General features: G+C 58.9%; 18 protein-coding genes and 1 tRNA gene. All 19 read left to right on the top strand.

Features of this window, described 5'->3' with window-relative positions:
• The first annotated feature begins 385 nt into the window (after positions 1–385).
• Positions 386–1,294 carry a hypothetical protein gene (locus ACB032_RS04440; RefSeq protein WP_080973211.1) on the top strand — a complete coding sequence of 303 codons (909 nt, stop codon included), beginning with the start codon at positions 386–388 and terminating at the stop codon, positions 1,292–1,294.
• Positions 1,295–1,483: 189 nt separating this feature from the next.
• On the top strand, positions 1,484–1,870 hold the full coding sequence (locus tag ACB032_RS04435) for a hypothetical protein (protein WP_127908169.1): 387 nt from the start codon (positions 1,484–1,486) through the stop codon (positions 1,868–1,870).
• 167 nt (positions 1,871–2,037) lie between these two features.
• Complete coding sequence (locus tag ACB032_RS04430; RefSeq protein ID WP_152691924.1) at positions 2,038–2,622, top strand: hypothetical protein; 585 nt, start codon at positions 2,038–2,040, stop codon at positions 2,620–2,622.
• A gap of 542 nt (positions 2,623–3,164) precedes the next feature.
• Positions 3,165–5,033 carry a low affinity potassium transporter Kup gene (kup, locus tag ACB032_RS04425; protein WP_011706326.1) on the top strand — a complete coding sequence of 623 codons (1,869 nt, stop codon included), beginning with the start codon at positions 3,165–3,167 and terminating at the stop codon, positions 5,031–5,033.
• Between the two features lie 474 nt (positions 5,034–5,507).
• Positions 5,508–6,173, top strand: a complete 666-nt coding sequence (locus ACB032_RS04420; protein WP_371137446.1) for a 4Fe-4S dicluster domain-containing protein — start codon at positions 5,508–5,510, stop codon at positions 6,171–6,173.
• Positions 6,173–8,056 (top strand): hydrogenase 4 subunit B, encoded by a 1,884-nt coding sequence (gene hyfB / locus ACB032_RS04415; protein WP_371137445.1) that lies wholly within the window; start codon positions 6,173–6,175, stop codon positions 8,054–8,056. Before ACB032_RS04420 ends, hyfB begins: the two co-directional genes overlap by 1 nt.
• Before the next feature lies 1 nt (position 8,057).
• Complete coding sequence (locus ACB032_RS04410; RefSeq protein WP_190284188.1) at positions 8,058–9,011, top strand: respiratory chain complex I subunit 1 family protein; 954 nt, start codon at positions 8,058–8,060, stop codon at positions 9,009–9,011.
• A gap of 80 nt (positions 9,012–9,091) precedes the next feature.
• Positions 9,092–10,810, top strand: a complete 1,719-nt coding sequence (locus tag ACB032_RS04405; RefSeq protein ID WP_049047265.1) for an NADH-quinone oxidoreductase subunit C — start codon at positions 9,092–9,094, stop codon at positions 10,808–10,810.
• A gap of 9 nt (positions 10,811–10,819) precedes the next feature.
• Entirely contained in the window at positions 10,820–11,377 is a 558-nt protein-coding gene (locus tag ACB032_RS04400; RefSeq protein WP_371137444.1) for a formate hydrogenlyase complex iron-sulfur subunit, read from the top strand.
• On the top strand, positions 11,377–12,192 hold the full coding sequence (locus ACB032_RS04395; RefSeq protein ID WP_371137443.1) for an NADH-quinone oxidoreductase subunit B family protein: 816 nt from the start codon (positions 11,377–11,379) through the stop codon (positions 12,190–12,192). Before ACB032_RS04400 ends, ACB032_RS04395 begins: the two co-directional genes overlap by 1 nt.
• Positions 12,185–12,598 (top strand): formate hydrogenlyase maturation HycH family protein, encoded by a 414-nt coding sequence (locus tag ACB032_RS04390; RefSeq protein ID WP_371137442.1) that lies wholly within the window; start codon positions 12,185–12,187, stop codon positions 12,596–12,598. The genes ACB032_RS04395 and ACB032_RS04390 overlap by 8 nt, the downstream gene beginning before the upstream one ends.
• A complete protein-coding gene (gene hycI, locus ACB032_RS04385; RefSeq protein ID WP_371137441.1) occupies positions 12,598–13,107 on the top strand; it encodes a hydrogenase maturation peptidase HycI in 510 nt (169 codons plus the stop codon). The genes ACB032_RS04390 and hycI overlap by 1 nt, the downstream gene beginning before the upstream one ends.
• A 193-nt stretch (positions 13,108–13,300) precedes the next feature.
• Positions 13,301–13,392 (top strand) — tRNA-Sec (locus ACB032_RS04380).
• 268 nt (positions 13,393–13,660) lie between these two features.
• Entirely contained in the window at positions 13,661–15,097 is a 1,437-nt protein-coding gene (gene selA / locus ACB032_RS04375) for an L-seryl-tRNA(Sec) selenium transferase (protein WP_371137440.1), read from the top strand.
• Between the two features lie 4 nt (positions 15,098–15,101).
• The gene (selB, locus tag ACB032_RS04370) at positions 15,102–16,985 is read left to right on the top strand and encodes a selenocysteine-specific translation elongation factor (protein WP_371137439.1); all 1,884 of its coding nucleotides are present in this window, start codon (positions 15,102–15,104) and stop codon (positions 16,983–16,985) included.
• Positions 16,982–19,420 carry a carbamoyltransferase HypF gene (gene hypF / locus ACB032_RS04365; protein WP_371137438.1) on the top strand — a complete coding sequence of 813 codons (2,439 nt, stop codon included), beginning with the start codon at positions 16,982–16,984 and terminating at the stop codon, positions 19,418–19,420. The genes selB and hypF overlap by 4 nt, the downstream gene beginning before the upstream one ends.
• Positions 19,421–19,425: 5 nt before the next feature.
• The gene (locus ACB032_RS04360) at positions 19,426–19,677 is read left to right on the top strand and encodes a HypC/HybG/HupF family hydrogenase formation chaperone (protein ID WP_042061786.1); all 252 of its coding nucleotides are present in this window, start codon (positions 19,426–19,428) and stop codon (positions 19,675–19,677) included.
• Positions 19,671–20,789, top strand: coding sequence for a hydrogenase formation protein HypD (gene hypD, locus ACB032_RS04355; RefSeq protein WP_371137437.1), 1,119 nt, complete (start codon positions 19,671–19,673; stop codon positions 20,787–20,789). Before ACB032_RS04360 ends, hypD begins: the two co-directional genes overlap by 7 nt.
• Complete coding sequence (gene hypE / locus ACB032_RS04350) at positions 20,786–21,790, top strand: hydrogenase expression/formation protein HypE (RefSeq protein ID WP_371137436.1); 1,005 nt, start codon at positions 20,786–20,788, stop codon at positions 21,788–21,790. The genes hypD and hypE overlap by 4 nt, the downstream gene beginning before the upstream one ends.
• The last annotated feature ends 28 nt before the right edge of the window (positions 21,791–21,818 follow it).

Raw genomic sequence — 21,818 nt, 5'->3', positions numbered from 1 at the left:
TAGGGACAACGGCAAATTGTTTGGTTTTGCTATCTAGCCTGCAGGTCAGGCATCAACCCAAATAGAACAAAAATGAGCCACCTCTTGGCTGATTTGTTGAGCCAGAGCCGGTTTTATGCCCCTGCCCCTTCAGTTTTCTATCCCTCAGGTTACTATGTGCCACTTGGCAACCAACTCCGTTGGGGGCGTTTTCATACATATAAGCAACACGACACCATAGGTAAAAAGCAGCAGTCTAGGAGCTGGAACTTAGGGGCGGTAGCGATGACATAACGCAACTCTAAAACGGACTCCAATCAAAAATATTTCTAGTTTTTTAGTCAGGACATCAAGCAGATAACAGCATATGTCCATTTAATATGCACAAGATACTTTCAGGAAAAAAATGGAACTTATTAACTACCACCCCGTAATGGTTAGTTATGACGGGAACGGAGACAGAATAAAATCTCATCGGATGAAAGCAAGTTATGTGTCATCTAGTATCAATGGTTTAGATATTATATACAAAGAGGCTTTTAAAGAAGCGAATAAGATATATAAATCTCAAGTTAATATTGACACTTTGTTAGAAGGTGGTTTCAAAGAGGGATCTTTATGGTGGTTACTGCAGCTTTTTACACGGGAAGGTGAGTCACAAATACAGCTCAATAAAACATCTATAATCAACTCTGTGATTCAATCCATTCAATCTGCAATAAATTTATTGAGACAAATGGATATGAGCACAACAGAAATATTGATAAAAGATACTCATGATGGTTATGAAATAGATATTAATGGTGAAAAGGTTGTTTTGAATGAACTCCAGTGTGCAATTCTGACCAACCCAAAAATCCGCTCTGCAATTAGTGACATCGCAGCTCCTCTGACCGAAGATGGTATTGATTCCTTAACAATTGATCATGGATTATCTATTTGCCCCAAAATAAAAATATCAAAAGAAGATAATAATAACTTAGTTATAAAAAGAAATCATAGGCACATTATAGAAGAGGGAAAAATATCCGGCTTTTACTATGTTGAAACACTAAGCTATAATCCCAAAGCAAAATGGAAATTAATTTCTAAAGACAACCCAGCCAATAGCATTACCGTTGTTATTACAGACTCTGTTTTTTTAAAACGAGTCTCAGATAACCAAGAGCGCTTTTCAAAAGATGACTTACTTAAAGTTGATGGGGTCTGGTATAAGGAAAAAATTAAGCTGACAGGTAAAACCTTTATAAATTATACGGTAACAGATGTAAGGGAGCATATACCTGCCGAGGAACGACAATGGAAACTTCTATAATAATAGCAATAGCAGTCATGTTTGCTATCATCCTTAACTATATCAAGCCGATTATCATTCATAGAATTAGAACTAGGAAAGTACGCGTAATTGTAATTGATCGTCTCGGCCATAAAAACATTAACATTCTGTATTTATATCCTGATGACCCTCTATGGGAAGTCATCCAAGCTCATCGAGGTAATAAGCATGTCTCATGAGTTACAACCTCAACATACAAAAGAAATTCAAAAAACTGATGTTTTGAGCAGTGCTGCTATTACCGCACTAATAACTTTTATTGTATTAACTTGGTCAAAAACAATTTCCTATGATGCAGCCATATTCCCATATGTTACAGAACAGACGATATCGTTCGTTGCCGGTCTTGCCTCCTATCTTGTCACAATCGCTTTAGCTTTCCTAAGATATGAAGTGCGCTTATTGCTATATCGGAGAGACTACACAAAGAAAATTAAATATTTAGACCAAATCATCGACACTACCACTTGTCAACACACCAAAGCCGATTTGGAAAGACAAAAGAACAGCCTACTGATTGCTGCCGCCAAGGCTATTTCTGAAGAGAAAGTGTAATAGTGAGTTTAATTTTCATACACGTAGATTTATTATACAACGATAGTTAAATTTCACTTCTTAGATATTCATAATGCCAATAGCACTTTGAATAGCTTAAAAACCAATATTAATTTAGTAAGTAAACGTGTAGTTAAACCAAAGCAATATAGATATAAGACATTGATATGGAATATTTTTTCGAATCATTAAATAAAGTAAGATGCATTATAGAGTATATATTTTCAATATCAGCCAAGAGGTTATGGTCAAGACTACTAGTTATATGCATATTTTGCTTTGCTCCTATTATTGCATATTATGCATTATTTAACTATTTTTTATATCAAGCACAGGCTGAAGACTCCGATAACAAAGACGTCATTGAACTCACAACAAGTATAAATATATACAAAAGTGTTTATGCAGAACTGAAATTATGTATTGATTCGGAAAGCAAAAAACATAGATTAACAGATTGGTATTGTAATGAAGCTATAGATGCATACAAACACATCTCGAATGGGTGGCCACCTGAAAGAAGAACTGCACTTATAGATAAAAAAGCATATGAGGGGATGCTAATTGATATTTCTTACTATACTTCTGTCCTTGAATCTAGATTGTCCGAAGCCAACACAAAAAAAGAATACTACCCTTCAAAATTAGACTTAATTGTCAATGGCTGGTCATTTTTATTTTTGATTTTATTTTGCATTACAATCTCAATTTATACTTTTTATAGATTTCACAGTATGGCTAAAAAAATTTAGCTAAATACTTACCACTTTCATCATTGGTTGCTGTATTACCATAGCTGTAGCACCTCTTGCATTTTAATTAATGGTGCAATTCACTTCGTTCATTGCACCCTACTTCCTGTCTCTTGATAAATAAAGACTCCATCGCAGCCTTACCCCCTATCTTTTACTGCCAGAGCTCCTCTTTATTGGTCAGCATTTTATCGTTTATTTCTTAGCCAACTTGATGCAAAACGCTGGCAAAAATGGATAGCCAGCTAAAACAATCACTTGCCAGGGTCTGGGCGGGGTATTTCAATCGCTGGCCAATTAATAATTTCGTTAGCCACCCCTTTTTGATTATTTATACCTGAGCATAAACCCACGACGGGTGTGTCATTATACCCTTAACGGCAGATGAACAGACTGTGTCCCATGATGAGCCTCTTTATATCCAGTTAGCTCCCTTTCCCATCGCAATCCATTAATGCGTTCCTGCGGCACCTGCCGCACGCCCGATAGACGGGGGCGGCCCGTGCTGGCCAATCGTCACCATCAAACTGACAGACAACTTCATGAACGGTAATCACAAACAAGCCCTGTCCGGCGTTACGCTGGCGGCGATCGGCGTGGTCTATGGCGACATCGGCACCAGCCCGCTCTATACCCTGCGCGAGTGCCTCTCCGGCCAGTTCGGTTTCGGGGTAGAGCCCGCCTCCATCCTGGGCTTTCTTTCACTGATCTTCTGGCTGCTGATCCTGGTGGTCTCGGTCAAGTACCTCTCCTTCGTGATGCGGGCCGACAACGCCGGCGAAGGGGGCATCCTCACCCTGATGTCGCTGGCCACCCGCAACACCCCGGCCAAGTGGACCCCCTTGCTGATCATCCTGGGGCTGATTGGCGGCAGCTTCTTCTATGGCGAGGTGGTGATCACACCGGCCATGTCGGTGATGTCGGCCATCGAGGGCTTGAACATCGCAGCCCCCTCCCTCGACCCCTATATAGTGCCGCTCTCGGTGCTGGTGCTGACCCTGCTGTTCGCCATCCAGAAACACGGCACCGCCACCGTGGGCAAGCTGTTCGCCCCCATCATGCTCACCTGGTTCATCACCCTGGCGGTGCTGGGTCTGAACAGCATCTTCCAGCATCCCGAGGTGCTGGGGGCGCTCAACCCCGTCTGGGCGCTGCGCTTCTTTGCCAAGTACCAGACCGCCTCCTTCTTTGCCCTCGGCGCCGTGGTGCTGGCCATCACAGGGGTAGAGGCGCTCTACGCCGACATGGGCCATTTTGGCAAGAGCCCGATCCGGCGCGCCTGGTTTATGGTGGTGTTGCCCTCTCTGGTGCTCAACTACTTCGGCCAGGGGGCGCTGCTGCTGGCCCATCCCGAAGCCATCACCAACCCCTTCTTCCTGCTCGCACCGAAATGGGCGCTGCTGCCGCTGCTGCTGCTGGCGACCCTGGCCACGGTGATCGCCTCGCAGGCCGTGATCTCCGGGGTCTTCTCCCTCACCCGGCAGGCGGTGCGGCTCGGTTATCTCTCACCCATCCGCATCGTGCACACCTCCGAGCAGGAGTCCGGCCAGATCTATATCCCGGTCATCAACTGGATGCTCTATATCTCGGTGGTGATCGTCATCATGAGCTTCGAGCACTCCAGCAATCTGGCGGCGGCCTACGGCATCGCCGTCACCGGCACCATGGTGCTCACCTCCATCCTCTCCTGCTCGGTGGCACGCCACAGCTGGCACTGGAACAAGTACCTGGTGGCCGCCCTGTTTGTCGCGCTGCTGGCCATCGACGTGCCGCTGTTTGCCGCCAACCTCGCCAAGATCTTCTCCGGCGGCTGGCTGCCGCTCACCCTGGGGGCGGTGATGTTCACCGTGATGACCAGCTGGAAGAGCGAGCGCTTTCAGCTTATTCGCCGCCTCAACGAGCACGGCAACTCGCTGGAGCCGATGATCGCCTCGCTGGAAAAATCCCCGCCGACCCGGGTGGCCGGCACGGCGGTCTATATGTCGCGGGTGGTCAACGTGATCCCCCATGCGCTCCTGCACAACCTCAAGCACAACAAGGTGCTGCACGAGCGGATCATACTGCTCACCCTGCGGGTGGAAGAGGTGCCCTACGTTCACAACGTGCGCCGGGTCTGCATCGAGCAGCTCTCCCCCACCTTCTGGCGGGTGGTGGCAAGCTACGGCTGGCGCGAGACCCCCAACGTGGAGGAGATCTTCCACCGCTGCAACGCCGAGGGGCTGAGCTGCCGGATGATGGAGACCTCCTTCTTCATGGCTCACGAGTCGCTGATCATGAAAGAGCGCCCCTGGTATCTCTACCTGCGCGGCAAGCTCTTCATGCTGCTGCAGCGCAACGCCCTGCGCGCGCCGGATCAGTTCGAGATCCCGCCCAACCGGGTCATCGAGCTGGGATCCCAGGTGGATATCTGATGGCGGGTTGATGGCCTCTTAATGGCATAGAAAACGTCAGCAAATAGAGAGGGAGGCATGGGCCTCCCTCTCTTGTTTCTGCTAACCCCGATTACGGCCCCTCATCCCCAGCCCTTCTCCCACGACGGGAGAAGGGAGCACACCACGGCGACCCCCACAGACATCCCACCGTAGGGTGCAACAAGCGCAGCGCCGTGCACCGCGAACATATGTTGGAGAGCGGTGCAATTCACTTCGTTCTTTGCACCCTACTCATGCTGTGTTTTCCAAGGTGACGAACCCTCTTGGCGGCTTCGTCACAAGTGACGAACGTCACAGTTCGACAGCCACACCAGCCCTTTCATCCAACCACGAGAATGTTTTTATTAATTTAAAAACAGTGACTTAAAACCAATTTGTCTGTAAAAACCATTCTGGCCCGTATCTTGCCAACCTGCCCCTACTTTCTCCGTTCGCGACACGACAAGGTAGGCTATGAACCGCTTCGTTATCGCTGACCCCAAGCTTTGTATCGGCTGTGGCACCTGTATGGCGGCCTGCAGCGAGGTACACAAGGCGCAAGGTTTGCAGCAAGCCCCCCGTTTAACCGTTATGCGACACGAGCAGGCGACCATGCCGGTTCAGTGCCGTCACTGTGACGATGCCCCCTGCAGCAAGGTGTGCCCGGTCGAGGCAATTCGCCAGACCGGCAATTGCGTGCAACTCAACGAGTCGCTCTGCATCGGCTGCAACCTCTGCGCCGTGGCCTGCCCGTTTGGTGCCATCCAGAGTGGCGGCAGCCGTCCGGTGGCCATGGCCACCAGTTACGACACCTATATCCCCAGCTCCATCCGCTCCAGCAACCCCTCCACCTCCGCCGGCCTGCGCTGCTTTGGCGAGGATCTGCTGAGCTGGGAGCCGGGCGTGCGCAGCATCGCGGTCAAGTGTGACCTGTGCGAGTTTCGCGCCGACGGCCCGGCCTGTGTCGGAGCCTGCCCCTCCCAGGCACTGAAGCTGGTCAATGACGGCGACACCGAACGCGCCGCGCGTATCCGTCGCCAGCAAGCAGCCGACACCAACCCGCAAGGGGCCTCTGCCTTCTCGGCGCCTGCCACGGCGCTCCCTGCATCCGATTTATCCACCACAGAGGGAGCGTGCTGATGTTGTCCCCCCTTGTTATGGCTACGCTCCTGCTCTTTTTGCTGGGCGCTGCCGCCGGTTTGTTACTGCAAAAGCTGCCCGCACTGGCCAATCGCCTCAATAGCGGCCTTGCCCTGCTGGGCTCGCTCGCGGGCCTCATCGCCGCCATCCAGAGCTTTGCTCAAGGCACTACCGTCGACGGCCAGCTCTGGCTGCTGGGCTCGGTTCACCTCGACATGCTCTCCGCGCTGATGCTGCTGGTGATTAGCACGGTCGGCGTCGCCGTCGCCCTCTACTCCTTTGCCTATATCCGCGAATATCAGGGCAAGGGGGATGTGGCCATCGGTGCGCTGATGAACCTCTTCCTCTTTGCCATGGTGGGCATGGTACTGGCCGACAACGCGCTCGGTTTCTTGCTCTGCTACGAGCTGGTGACCCTCACCACCTACTGGCTGGTCAAAACCAATCCGGAAGCTGCCAAACAGAGCCGGCTTTACTTGGTGATGAACCATATCGGCATGGCGCTGGTGCTGATCGCCTTCTGGCTACTCTGCCGCGAAAGCGGTTCGCTGGAGTTCGCTGCGCTGCGCGAGCACCATCTGGCGGGCGGATTGGCCTCCCTGGTGTTCCTGCTCAGCTTCTGCGGCTTTGGCCTGCGCGCCGGTTTCGTGCCGCTGCACGGCTGGCTGCCGGTGGCCGAGCCCGTCGCCCCTTCCCATATCTCGGCGCTGATGTCCGGCGTCATGGTCAAGCTTGGTCTCTTTGGCATCTTGCGGGTCAGCATCGATTTTCTCGGCGCCAGCCAGCTCTGGTGGGGCTATGTGGTGCTGATCTTCGGTGCCTGCTCAGCAGTGCTCGGGGTGCTGTTTGCGCTGGCCGAGCACGATCTCAAGCGGCTGCTCGCCTACCACACGGTGGAGAACATCGGCATCATCCTGATGGGGATGGGGATCGGCATGATCGGCATCGCCAACCAGCAACCGGCGCTGGTGGTGCTGGGGCTGCTCGGCGCCCTCTATCACCTGCTCAACCACGCCATCTTCAAGAGCCTGCTCTTTATGGGCACCGGCTCTGTGATGTTCCGTCTGCACACCCGCGATATGGACAAGATGGGGGGGCTGGCCAAGCTGATGCCCTGGACCGCGTTGGCGTTTCTCATCGGTGCCATGGCCATCTCGGCGCTGCCGCCGCTCAACGGCTTTGTCAGCGAGTGGTTTATCTATCAGTCGCTCCTTTCCATGACCAAGCTCGGCACCTCCGTCGTCGCGCCGCTCGCGGTAGTGATGCTGGCGGTGACCGGCGCCATGGCGGTGATGTGTTTCGTCAAGGTGTACGGCATCTGCTTCTGCGGCGCACCGCGCAGCGAACACGCGAGCCACGCCCGCGAAGTGCCGGGCGCCATGGTGGCAGGCACCCTGCTACTGGCCGCGGTCTGTCTGGTGCTGGGTCTGGGCGCCCCCTGGATTGCCCCCCATATCGCCAGCTATGGCCAAGCCTTGGTAAGCGGCCAAATGAACGTGGCCACTGGCGCCACCCTGCTGCCACTCGACAGCTCACAAGCGATCCTCTCCCCGCCCGTTATCGCCATCACCTTGCTGGGGCTGTTCCTCATCCCACTGCTGGTACTGACCATCTTCAAGGGGCCCAAGCTGGGTCGTCGTCACGCTGGCACCCCGTGGGCTTGTGGTTACGCCTATGAGGAGCGCATGAGCCTCACCTCTGGCGGTGTCACCCACACCTTGCGCCAGCTCTGCGCGCCGCTCTATCGCAAGCAGCCGCAGCTCGATCTGGCCAGCGCCCTGCACGGGGTGAGTGATGCCAGCAGCAACACCGGCAGGCTGCTGCTCTCTTTAATAAATGGCGTGGTGCTGGTGCTCTTTATCCTGATGGCTGTAGGAGTCTGATATGCCTGTTCTTGAAATGCCGAGCTGGGGCATGGTTGCCCTCGCCCTGACCCAGGCCATCGCCATGCTGGCGCTGGCGCCGCTCGCCACCGGTTTCAACCGGGTGCTGCGGGCCAAGATGCACTCCCGTCAGGGGCCGGGCCTGCTGCAGGATTACCGGGATATCGCCAAGCTCCTGCGCCGTCAGGAGGTGACCCCGGAGCCTGCCGGCATCATCTTCAACCTGATGCCTGCACTGCTCATTGCCGCCCTGCTGCTGGTAGGGATGGCGCTGCCGACCCTGACTCATGAGTCCCCCTTCCCCATCGCCGGAGATCTCATCACCGACATCTATCTGTTCGCCATCTTCCGCTTCTTCTTCTCCCTGGCGGGTCTGGATAGCGGCAGCATGTTTGCAGGGATCGGTGCCCGCCGCGAACTGACCCTCGGCATTCTGGTGGAGCCCATTCTGGTGCTCGCCTGCTTCATCATGGCGATGATGGTGGGCAGCTCGGATCTGGGCAATATCAGCAGCTATGTGGCAACCCAGCCGCTGGCAGCGCCCATCGCCACCCTGCTGGCCGGCGCCGCCTGCGCCTTCGCGGTGTTTGTCGAGATGGGCAAGCTGCCCTTTGACTGCGCCGAAGCCGAGCAGGAGCTGCAAGAAGGGCCGCTCACCGAGTATTCCGGGGCGGGGCTGGCCCTGCTCAAGCTCTCCATCGGCCTCAAGCAACTGGTGGTGGTGCAGCTCTTTCTGGTTATTTTCCTGCCCTTCGGCAAGGCGGCCAACTGGAGTCTGCCTGCGCTGATTGGCGCGGCGCTGATCCTCGCCTGCAAGCTGCTGGTGGCCTTTTTACTGGCAGGCATCATCGAAAACGCCATGGCCCGTACCCAGTTCGTGCGCACCCACAGGCTCACCCGCTACGGGTTGGGGCTGGCCCTGCTGGCGCTGCTCGCCTATCTGGTCGGGATCTGAATCATGCCCGCCAGCACAGCAACTTTTTCCGATTTCATCATTTGTGAATGCTCATTCCCGAACATTAAAGTGAGAACTGCATGACCATCGCCATTTCGGATCGCATCGGCTGCGACTACATCCAGCAGGTGCGAGCACAACTGCCCCACGCCATCGTCGACGAGGAGTGGCAAACCGCCGATCAGGCCACCATCACCGTCAAGCCCACCAGTCTGGTCGAGACGGCCAGCCTGATCTTCCATCAGCTGGGGGGCTGGCTTCCGCTCTCCTTTGCCAATGACGAGCGCAGCCTCAACGGCCACTTCGCCGTCTACCACGTCTTCTCCATGGAGGGCGACACCAAGTGCTGGATCACCGTCAAGGTGCTGGTGGATGCCGATACCCAGGAGTACCCCTCCATCACCCCGACCATTCCGGCGGCGGTGTGGGGCGAGCGGGAGATCCGCGACATGTACGGCCTGCGTGCCATCGGTCTGCCGGATGAGCGCCGTCTGGTACTGCCGGACGACTGGCCGGAGGATATCCACCCGCTGCGCAAAGACGCCATGGATTATCGCCAGCGCCCGATGCCCACCACCGACACCGAGACTTACCCCTTCGTCAACGAGCTCGGCAGTGATGCCAACCGCATCGTGCCGGTCGGCCCGCTGCACATCACCTCGGACGAACCGGGCCACTTTCGTCTGTTCGTCGATGGCGAAGACATCATCGATGCCGACTACCGCCTCTTCTATGTCCATCGCGGCATGGAAAAACTGGCGGAAACCCGCATGGGCTACAACGAAGTGGCGTTTCTGACCGATCGGGTCTGCGGCATCTGCGGCTTTACCCACAGCGTCGCCTACACCACCTCGGTGGAGAACGCCATGGGTATTGTGGTACCCGAGCGGGCCAAGATGATCCGCGCCGTGCTGCTGGAGGTGGAGCGCCTGCACAGCCATATCCTCAACATCGGCCTGTCGAGCCACTTCACCGGTTTCGACACCGGCTTCATGCAGTTCTTCCGGGTGCGGGAGAAATCCATGACCCTGGCCGAGCTGCTGACCGGCGCCCGCAAGACCTACGGCCTCAACCTGATTGGCGGGGTGCGCCGCGACATCTTCAAGGAAGATCGCATCAAGGGTGCCCAGCTGGTGCGCGAGCTGCGTGATGAGCTCAAACCCCTGGTGGCCATGCTGCTGGATACCGCCAACATCTCCTCCCGCCTCATCGGTATCGGCAAGCTCGAGCCGCAGATTGCCCGCGATTTCAGCTGCGTCGGCCCCATGGTGCGGGCGAGCGGCTTCAAGCGCGACGTGCGCCGGGTCCACGACTTTGCCGGCTACCGCGAGCTGCCGATGGAGATCCAGACCAAGGCGGGTTGCGACGTGCAATCCCGGGTGCTGGTGCGCATCCACGAGCTCTACGACTCCCTCGACATGATTGAGTTTGGCCTGGAGCACCTGCCGGAAGGGCCACTGCTCACCGAAGGCTTCACCTACCAGCCGGGCAAGTTTGCGCTGGGCTTTACCGAAGCGCCGCGCGGCGAGAACGTCCACTGGAGCATGACGGGAGATAACCAGAAGCTGTTCCGCTGGCGCTGCCGCGCCGCCACCTACGCCAACTGGCCTGCCCTGCGCTACATGCTGCGCGGCAATACCGTGGCGGATGCGCCGCTCATCATCGGCAGTCTGGATCCCTGCTACTCCTGTACCGACCGGGTCACCCTGGTCGACCCCAAGAAGGGCAAATCCACCGTGGTCTCCTACAAGGAGATCGAGCGCTACGGCATCGATCGCAAAAACTCTCCGCTGAAATAAGGGGTCATCATGATCAAGCTGTTCAAGACCATCCTCAAGGCTGGCACCCCGACCGCCAAGTACCCCTTCGCCCCTTACGAGGTGAACCGGGATTTTCGCGGCAAACCCAAATATCAGGCGGATCAGTGCATCGCCTGCGCCGCCTGCACCAAGGCCTGCCCGGCCAATGCTCTGGTGATGGAGGTGGACATGGAGACTGGCGAACGGCGCTGGGAGATCTCCATGGCGCGCTGCATCTTCTGCGGCCGCTGCGAAGAGGTCTGCCCGACCCGCGCCATCGCCCTCTCCCCCGAGTTCGAGCTGGCGGTGACCAACAAGGCGGATCTCTATGAAGAGGCGCGCTTCGCGCTGGCCCCCTGCACCCTGTGCGGCACCTACTTTACCCCGAGCAAACTGGTGGCGCTGGTGGAGGACACCCTCAAGCAGGCGGGTACACCGCTGGCGACCCCGGAGCGGCTGCACCACTGCCCCGACTGCAAACGAAAACAGAGCATGCTGAGCCAGCCTGACTCGGCCCTGATCACACCGATAGCCACACCGATGGCCGCACAAAAGGAGTGGATATGATGAGCAAGATCAAAGGCATAGAACCGGTTGTCGGCCATGCCCATACCCGCGCCGTGCCGCTGGCACAGGATCCCGAGATCACCAAACTCAAGAAGACCCTGCTCAAGGACATTCGCCGCTCGGCCTATGTCTACCGGGTCGATTGCGGCGGCTGCAACGCCTGTGAGATCGAGATCTTCGCCACCATCACCCCGCTGTTTGATGCCGAGCGCTTCGGCATCAAGGTGGTCGCATCCCCCCGCCACGCCGACATCCTGCTCTTTACCGGCGCGGTGACCCGGGCGATGCGGGTACCCGCCCTGCGCGCCTACGAGGCGGCGCCCGCTCCCAAGATCTGCATCGCCTACGGCGCCTGCGGCTGTGACGGCGGCATCTTCCACGACCTCTACTGCGTCTGGGGCGGCACCGACAAGATCGTGCCGGTAGATGTCTATATCCCCGGCTGCCCGCCTACTCCTGCCGCCACCATCTACGGCTTTGCGGTGGCGCTCGGCCTGCTTGAGCAAAAACTCAAAGCCACCAGCCACGAGGTGCAACCGGGTGAGCGGGTCGAACTGCGCCACACCGGCATCCCCAATGAAATCCGGGTGATGATCGAACGCGAAGCGCGCCGCATGGCCGGTTACCGGCAGGGGCGGATCATCGCCGACGAGTTTATGGCCCTGCTCGAAGGGGCGACCCAGCAGGATGTGGATCTGCGCATCCAGAGCTACCTCGATCAGCACGACGATCCGCGCCTCTCGGAGATCGTCAACAACCTCGCAAACGCCTGCCTCAACCGCGCGGCTGGCAAGGGAGAGGCGGTACATGGCTGACGAGGTTTTTTTCTATCGCCTCTCGCGCAAGTTCGTCGACGAGCAGTTCGACGTGCCGGAAGAGGCCAGGGAGGTGATGTACTACAGCCTCGCCATCGGCCACCACCTCGGCATTGTCGATTGCCTGCGAGCAGACCTGATCTGCTCGCTGATCGGTTATCGCGACTGGGTGGCCAAGCTGCCAGAGGGGAGCGAAGCGCGCCGCAAGATGGAGGGGTTTCTCACCTTTGGCGAGATCACCATCTATCGCGAGCACTGCCATATGCTGGCCTGCGCCTTCGATCGACTGCGCAAAGCCGAAGGCGTGCTCGATGAGCAGGAGCTGGGCTGGACCAATACCTTTATGGAGCAGCTCACCGCCCTCTTTAACGACCCCCATATGTACCTGATGGTAAGGAGCCGCTGATGGGCTGCAATCTCGTGTTGACCGTGGGCAATGCCATGATGGGGGACGACGGTGCCGGCCCCTATCTCGCCGACAAGCTGCAGGCCGTCCCCCTGCCCGGCTGGATCCATATCGACGGCGGCATCGCGCCGGAAAATGTGGTCTACAAGGTGCGGGAGCTGCAACCGGAGCGGGTGGTGCTGGTGGATGCCGCCGAGATCGGCGAGAAGGCGGGAACCCTGCAGGTGATCCCCCCCGAGACCATCGCCGAGATGTTTATCTTCTCGACCCACAATATGCCGCTCAATTTCCTGATCGACGAGCTCAAGACCTTTGTCCCAGAGGTGATCTTTGTCGGGGTGCAACCCGCCATCGTGGCGTTCTCCTTCCCGATGACCGAGATGGTGAACGAGGCCATGGATTATCTCTACGATCATCTGGAAGAGGCCAAAGATAGCGAGTTGTTAATAAACCAGCTAGCCCAGTGGAATATCACCAATGCGGCCACCGATTATTTACCAGCTTGTTAACGGCAGCAGTCTGCGCTCCCTCTAAAGGCATATATAAACGCCCGATGTTAAATTAAAAACATCGGGCTAATTGCCATGAAGTTGATATAAATCAACGCGCGGACATTTTTCAGAAAATCGGCCAACTCACTATTTTTAAACATAAAAAAGCGTTGCCAGTCACAGAAAATTGCCACAAAATGGTGGCCATTGCGGAAGCTGATGGGGTCTGGTGGCCTCCTCGGTCTTCAAAACCGATGAGAGCCGAGAAGGCTTTGGCAGGTTCGATTCCTGCCTCTTCCGCCAAATTTCATATATTGGAGAGAAACCGTCAATTATGTTTCACGCTGGTTGGCGACTGTTTCACATATTGTTCTAACAAGGCGCCTGTCGCATTGCCAATATAATCTGAATGCGCTCCGACACGCTTATTTATCTGCTCGAACATTAATTTATCCATTCGCCTTTTTTATTAATTCATGAATGGCGAGAAGCAGCAATAAGCAGCGTCGCAGCGGCCTTCCTCCGGCAAGGCGGCGTGCATGTCACTCCCACGCACAGCCCGGGTCATCCCATGCCAACTCCGTCTGACGTATCCTCCCTCGCCCCCAGCGCCTCTTATGCCGCGACTCCCGCAAATCAGCGTCGCTTGCCGCAAGTGGAACAGCTGCTGCAGCAACCTTTTCTCGCCGGTTTTATCGATGAACTGAGCCGCCCGCTGGTGACCCAGGCGGTGCGCGACACCCTGAGTGAACTGCGCCAGAGCGAGGCGTTTCGCCAGCATGGCGTTGCTCCCGAGCAGATCGAGGCGCTGATTGCCAAACGCTGCCAACAGCAGTTGCGCCAGCGTCAGACCCGGGTCATCAACGCCACCGGCACCCTGGTGCACACCAATCTGGGGCGCTCGCCGTTAAGTGCCGATCTGTGGGACGAGGTGCGCGACCTCAACACCGGCTACAACAATCTGGAGCTGGATCTCGCCACCGGCAAGCGCGGCGGGCGCAAGGGGCTGATCGCTCCCCTGCTCCGTTGCCTCACCCAGGCCGAGGATTCGCTGGTGGTCAACAACAATGCCGCGTCGCTCTTCTTGCTGCTGCAGGAGGTGGCCAAGGGGCGCGAGGTGATCGTCTCGCGCGGCGAGCAGATCCAGATTGGCGGCGGCTTTCGCATCCCCGACATTCTGGCCCTCTCCGGCGCCAAGCTGGTGGAGGTGGGCACCACCAATATCACCACAGCCCGGGATTACCTGGATGCCATCACCGATCAGACCGCGCTGGTGCTGATGGTGCACAGATCCAATTTCGCCATTCGCGGCTTTACCGAATCCGCCGACATCGGCGAGCTGGCCCGCGCCCTGCCCGAGCAGGTGGTGCTGGCGGTGGATCAGGGCTCGGGCTTGACCACCGAGGAGTTTGCACCGGACGAAACCTCGGTGCGCCAGTACATCAAGGCGGGGGTGGATCTGGTCTGCTACTCCGGCGACAAGCTCTTGGGCGGCCCGCAATCGGGCATCATCAGCGGCCGAGCCGATCTCATCAAGCGGCTGGAAAAACACCCCATGATGCGCACCTTCCGCTCAAGCCGCATCATTCACTCCCTGCTCGAACGCCTGCTCATTCACAAGCTCAACAAATCCCCTATCGGCGAGGGTATCGCCCAGCAAGTCTTAAGCAACCCGGCCGCCATGCAGGCGAGAGCCTCCCAGCTGATGGCAGCCCTGCCCGGCTGCTTTGTGCCGGTCCCCGCCCAGCTGGTGGTGGGCGGCGGCACCCTGCCGGACGAGTTCTACCCGGCACCTGCGCTTGAATGCACCGACCCGAGACCGGCCCAGCAACTGCTCGACGCCCTGCGCGAACTGCCTGTGCCGGTCATCGCCACCGTGCGCCAGCAGAAGGTGCTACTCAATATGGCGACCCTGCTGCAGGCGGAGATGGAACTGCTGATCGCCCAACTCAAGGAGTTGCTGCTGCCCGCCCCATTCAATGCAACAAATGCGACCGAGGAGCCCTGATCCCATGACCCCCTATCGCGCCGTTATCGGTCTTGCCGGCCACGTGGATCACGGCAAGACCTTGCTTATCAAGGCCCTCACCGGCATCACCACCGCCCGCGCCCACGAGCAGGCCATCGGCATGACCCAGGATCTCGGCTTTGCCCACTTTGACGACGGTCAGGGCAACACCATCGGCGTCATCGACGTGCCCGGCCACGAGCGCTATATCCGCAATATGGTGGCGGGGCTCTGGAGTCTGGATCTGGTGCTGCTGGTGATTGCCGCCGACGAGGGGTGGATGCCGATGACCGGCGATCACCTGCGCCTGCTCAAGGCGATGGGGGTGCCGCGCCTCTTGGTCTGCATCAACAAGTGCGATCTGGTCTCCCCCGACGAGCTTTTGCTGTTGGAAGAGAGCCTGCTGGAGCGGGTGATGGACGAGAGCGGCATGGTGCCCGATATCGTCAGCGTCAGCGCCAAAACCGGCGAAAATCTGGCCACCCTGCACACCGCCATCGTGCGTCAGTTGGGGGATATGACCGAGCATCATGCCCTCCGCGAACAGGCCGCCCCGCGACTATATGTAGACAGGGTCTTTACCGCCAACGGCACCGGTACCGTGCTCACCGGCACTCTGCAACAGGGCAGCCTCAAGGTGGGGGACAAGCTGCGCCTCTACCCCGCCGATCGGGAAGTGCAGGTGCGCTCCCTGCAGGCCTATCACCAGAGCGTCGACGAGATCGGCGCCGTCTGCCGGGTGGCGGTGGGATTGAAAAAAGTGCCCCACAAGGAGGTGGCCCGCGGTCACTGCCTGACCAGCGCAACTGGCCAGTGCGAAGCGGCGACCCACCTTATCGTGCGACTCAGCGAGGTCGGCGGCAGCATCCGGGAACAGCGCAACCGCGAGGTCGAAGTGGCCCTCGGCAGCTGGCATGGCCGGGCCCGTTTCGTGCCTATCAAGGACACCCGGCTGGCACGGCTGATCGTTGCCAGCCCCATCCCCTGCTTCTTCGGCCAGCCAGTCGCCATCATTCGCCACGGCAGCAGCGAACTGCTGCACGGCGCCCGCATCGTCTGGTGCGGCGACATCCACCCCGCCAGACGCAAGGCACTGCACGCCCTGCTGGGCGAGCTGCCGGATGACTTGGAGCACTACAACCCGGCCACCCTGCAGTTGGGGCTCAACGGCTATGTGCTGGCCAGCCGCTTTGACCAGCGGCCCAAGCAGGTCACCCCCCTCGGTGACTGGCTGCTGGACACCCACTGGCTGGCCCAGAGCCGCGACCAGCTGCTGGCCACCCTGGCCAGCGAACCGCTCAGCGCCGCCGAGCTGGCGACCCGCTTCGGCATCGCCCTGCCGGTCACTCAGGCCCTGCTCCAGCAGCTCAAAAGCGAGCAGCTTGTTCGCCTGCACCATGACAAGTGGCAGCCGGGCAGCGGCGAATCGGAAGATGATCTGGGGGAAGAGGCGCAGCTGGTGCTCAAGGTGGTGCGAGATCAAGGCAAAGAGGGGTACGAGCCCGGTAAACTGGGCCCCGGCGGCGTTGAACTGGATCCCTTTATCACCCGCAAGCTGCCCGCGGCCCTGCAGCAGGGCCTGCTGCAAAAAGGCGCCCTGCAAAAGCAGCTGCGCAACCTGGCGCGACTCAAGTATCTGGTGCAGCTCGATGGCCCCATCTACTACGACGCCGCCCTTTACAACCAGATGGTCGCCGCCGTGCTGGCGGGCCAGCAGGTGGGAGATCTGATCGACATGGCATCCTTCAAGGAGATCACTGGTTTGTCGCGCAAATACGCCATTCCGTTCTGCCTGCGCATGGAGATGGATGGCTGGGTACGGCGCGAGGAGAACGAGCGCCGGGTGCTGCGTTTGCCAGCCACTCAAGATGAGATGGAGCCGGTATGAGCGCCACCATAACCCCCTCTGGCTCTCCCAATCCTGTGGCCAACCGGCTGCGCCGCGAATTTCATATCGACGGCATAGTGCAGGGGGTCGGCTTTCGCCCCTTCGTCTATGGGCTGGCGCTGCGCCACGGCCTTGCCGGCTATGTCTTGAACGACGCCAATGGCGTCACTATTGGCGCCGAAGGATCGCCTGAGCAGCTCGCCAGCTTTGCCCGTGAACTGCGGGAATTGGCGCCTCCCTTAAGCCGCATCGATCACTTCAGCGAGCGGGAACTGCCCCTCGCTCACGATCCCGACTTCGATAGCCAATTCCATGGCCAATTTCGAATTAAAGCCAGCCAGCAGCAGAGCGCGGCCACGGTCGCCATCTCGCCGGATCAGGGAATGTGTGAGGCGTGCGCCCGGGATGTGGCCAACCCTGCGGATCGCCACCACCAATACCCCTTTACCAACTGCACCCACTGCGGCCCGCGCTACACCATCATCCGCCGCCTCCCCTACGACCGCCCCCACACCGCCATGGCCGACTTTGCCATGTGCCCGCGCTGCGCGGCAGCCTATGAAGACCCGCTGGACAGACGCTACCACGCCCAGCCGGTGAGCTGCCCCGAGTGCGGGCCCCATCTCAGCTGGCGCAGCGGCCGCGGCGATGCGCTGGCCGAGCGCGAGGATGCCCTGCGGGCCGCAGCAAGCGCCCTGCAAGCAGGCAAGCTTATCGCGGTCAAGGGGATGGGGGGTTATCACCTGATGTGTGATGCCCGCAATGAGCAGAGTGTTGCCAGATTGCGAACACTCAAGCGGCGCGCGCGCAAGCCGCTGGCGGTGATGATGGGCTCCCTAGCCGAGGCCAAATTGCATGTCAGCGGCAGCGAAGACGAGTGGCAGCTGCTTGCCTCTCAGGCCAGACCCATCACCTTGCTGCGCAAGCGCAAAAATGATGATCGGCACTCAGAATCGCAGCAATCTGCAGCGCCGCTGGCCGAGGGGATCGCTCCCGGCATCCCCTACCTCGGCGTCATGCTCCCCTATACCCCGCTCCATCAGCTGCTGCTGGACGCCTGCGCCATGCCGCTGGTGGCGACCAGCGCCAATGGTCGCGGCAGCCCGATCCTTATCGAGTGCGAGGCGGTGGTCAGGGGACTCGGGGGCGAGATTGACGGTATCCTGGATCACAATCGCCCCATCCTGCACCCGTGCGACGACAGTCTGGTGCAGTGGGCAGGCGGGCGGCGTCAGACGTTGCGGCTAGCCCGAGGCTATGCCCCCTGCACCCCCAGCCTGCAAGAGGCAGTCAAGGCGCCGCTCTTGGCTGTCGGGGCGCAACAGAAGAACCAGCTGGCGCTCGCCTTCGGCCGCCAGCGCATCTACAGCCCCTATATCGGCGATCTGCACAGCCTGCCGATGCAGGGTCACTTCGAACAGACCCTCGCCACCTTTCGCAATCTCTACGATCTCAAACCCGAACTGCTGGTATCGGATCGCCACCCGGGCTACCTCAGCCACCAGTGGGCCAAGGGCTATTGCCGCGATCACAATGCAACCCATCTCGAGGTGCAGCACCATCACGCCCACCTGCTGGCAGTGATGGCCGAGCACGACATCAGGGGCCCGGTGCTGGGGGTTGCCTTCGACGGTACCGGCCTTGGCGATGACGGCACCCTCTGGGGCGGCGAGCTGCTGCTGGCAGACGTTCAGGGCTTCGAGCGGGTTGCCCACCTCCAGCCCTTCAAACTGATCGGTGGCGAGGCGGCCATTCGCGAGCCGGTGCGCCAGCTGCTGGGGCTGCTGTTTGAATCGCACACTCCTGAGCAGATCAGTGCCCTCGATATTCCGGCGATCAAGCAACTGCCCGCTGGGCAGATCAACAATCTGCACCAGCTCTGGCAGCTGGGTCGAAACGCCCCTTACACCAGTTCCATCGGTCGGCTGTTCGATGCGGTGGCGGCGCTCTTGGGGGTGATCGATACCCCGGATTACGAGGGCGAAGCGGGGCTCTTGCTGGAGGCGGCCGCCTTGCAGCTTGCTCCCGATGAACAGCCCTTCCCCCTCGCCTTTGATCTCAGCCAATCATCAGAGGGGCCACTGCAGATCGAGTGGGCAGCGCTGCTCAATACCCTTGTCGGCGAGCGGAGCAAAGGCACCTCAACCGCCAGCCTGGCTGCCGGTTTTATCCGTGCCATCAGCAATCTGGTCATCACCCTGGCCGAGCGCTTCCCTGGCTATCCGGTGGCGCTCGGGGGCGGCGTGTTTCAAAACCGGGTGCTGATGGACCAGCTTGTGCCCGCACTCGAAGCGACCGGCCGGCAGGTATTGACCAGCGAAACCCTGCCGCTCAATGACGGTGGCATCGCCGCCGGTCAGCTCTGGTTTGCCATCCACCATCTTGCCACGCACCAGCCTGTCACCACCGGTTGTGCCACCTTGTCGGAGTCCTGAAATCCATGTGTCTATCCATCCCCTCTCAGGTGGTGCAACTGCACCCCGAAGATAACTGCGTCACCGTCGACACCCTGGGGGTACAGCGGCGCGTCAGCTGCATGCTGCTCGAGGAGCCCCTCCAGGTGGGCGACTATGTGCTGCTCCACATCGGCTTTGTGATGAGCAAGATTGACGAAGAGGAGGCGCAGGCCAGCCTAGAGAGCTTCCGCCAGATGGTGGCCCTGATGCCCAACCAGGATATCTTGCCATGCTGACCTTGAATGATCTCTTTCAGGGCTTTCGCCAGCCCGAGGTGATCCGCGCCCTCGCAGCGCAAATTACCGAGCTTGCCAAAGACCTGCCCGAGCCACTGCGGGTGATGGAGGTATGCGGCGGCCATACCCACACCATCATGAAGTACGGCCTGCACCAGCTGCTGCCGGCCAGCATCGAGTTTGTCCACGGCCCCGGTTGCCCGGTTTGCATCATGCCCAAAGAGCGCATCGATCAGGCCATCGAGCTGGCCCGCCAGCCCAACGTCATTCTGGTGACGCTGGGGGACATGATCCGGGTGCCGGGCTCCAAAGGCACGCTGGCCCAGCAACGGGCCAAGGGGAGCGATATTCGCCCGGTCTATGACCCCCTCGATGCCCTGCGTATCGCCCGTGAGAACCCTGAGAAAACCGTGGTCTTCTTCGCCATCGGTTTCGAGACCTCCACCCCCATGACCGCAGCCTTGCTGGCTGCCGCTGAAGCTGAGGGGATTGAGAACCTGCTGTTTCATATCAACCATGTGCTGGTGCCCCCTGCCATTCATGCGGTGATGGCCGACGGGGTGGCCAAGGTGAACGCCTTTATCGGCCCCTCCCACGTCAGCGTCATCACAGGTGCCGATATCTACCTGCCCATCGTCGATCGCTATCAGGTGCCGGTGGTGGTGAGCGGTTTCGAACCGGTGGATGTGATGGAAGCGCTCTTGATGATGGTGCGCCAGAAGGTGGAGGGTCGCTACGCCCTGGAGGTGCAGTACAGCCGCGCGGTCACCGCCAGCGGCAATAAAGCCGCTCAGCGGCTCGTCGAGCGCTTTTTCGAGACCCGCGAGCACTTTCGCTGGCGGGGCCTTGGGGATATCAACGCCTCCGCCCTGCGCCTGCGGGATGCCTTCGCCAAACGCGATGCGGAGCGCCACTTTCAACTCAGTGAGACCCCCATCGATGACCACAAGGCGTGCCAGTGCGCCGATATCCTGCGCGGGCTGGCCAAGCCGAACCAGTGCAAAGTCTTTGGCCGGGGCTGCACCCCGACCCAGCCCATGGGCAGCTGCATGGTCAGCTCCGAGGGGGCCTGCAATGCCTACTACCGATATATGGGGATCCAGGAACGATGAGAGAAATCCAACTTAGCCACGGCGGCGGCGGCGTGGAGATGAACCAGCTGATCAACCAGCTCTTCTTTCGCCACTTTGGCAACGAGATCCTGTTGCGCGGTGAAGATGCCGCCCTGTTGCCGGTCAGCGGCCCCGTCGCCTTCACCACCGACAGCTTTACCGTCTCACCGCTCTTCTTCGAGGGGGGCGATATCGGCAAGCTGGCCATCGCCGGCACGGTCAACGATCTCGCCATGATGGGGGCCAAACCCGAGTATCTGAGCGCCAGCTTTATCATCGAGGAGGGCTTTCCCTACGCCGATCTGGCCCGCATCGTCGAGTCGATGGCGGCTGAGCTTGCCAAGAGCGGCGCCCGCATCGTCTGCGGCGACACCAAGGTGGTGCCCAAGGGGGCGGCCGACAAGATCTTCATCAACACCAGCGGGGTCGGCACCTTCCCGCTGCCCGAACAGAGCCGGGGCATCTCGGTACGCAACCTCAAGGCCGGTGACGCCATTCTGGTGTCGCGGGATATCGGCAGCCACGGCGCCTGCATCCTGATGGCCCGTGACGCACTGCAGCTGGGATCTGATCTCAAGAGCGACTGCACCACCCTCTGGCCGCTGGTAGAAGCGCTGCTAAAAGCGGGTATTACCCCGCACGCCCTGCGCGATGCCACCCGCGGTGGCCTTGCCGCCGTGCTCAACGAGTGGAGCAGCGCCTCCGGTGTTGCCATCGAACTGGAGGAGTCCGCCATTCCGGTGTGCGATCCGGTGCGCGGCCTGTGCGAGCTCTACGGTTTCGAGCCCCATGATCTCGCCAACGAGGGGACCATGGTGCTGGCCCTGCCTGCCGAACAGGCGCAGGACGCACTGGGCATCTTGCGGCAATTCAACCCCGCCGCCAGCCAGATCGGCGTGGTGCAGGCGAGCGATCGCCACAAGGTGATCCTCAATAACCCCTGGGGCAGCCGCCGTTATCTGGAGCTGCCGCAAGGAGAACTGCTGCCGCGAATCTGTTGAGCAGCCATGCCGTTCTGTCAATTACAGG

The sequence above is a fragment of the Aeromonas sp. S5(2024) genome (genome assembly GCF_041403025.1).
Taxonomy (GTDB): Bacteria; Pseudomonadota; Gammaproteobacteria; order Enterobacterales; family Aeromonadaceae; genus Aeromonas; species Aeromonas hydrophila.
The sequence above is the reverse complement of the archived record's forward strand: the minus strand, read 5'-3'. Positions and strand labels throughout refer to the sequence as shown.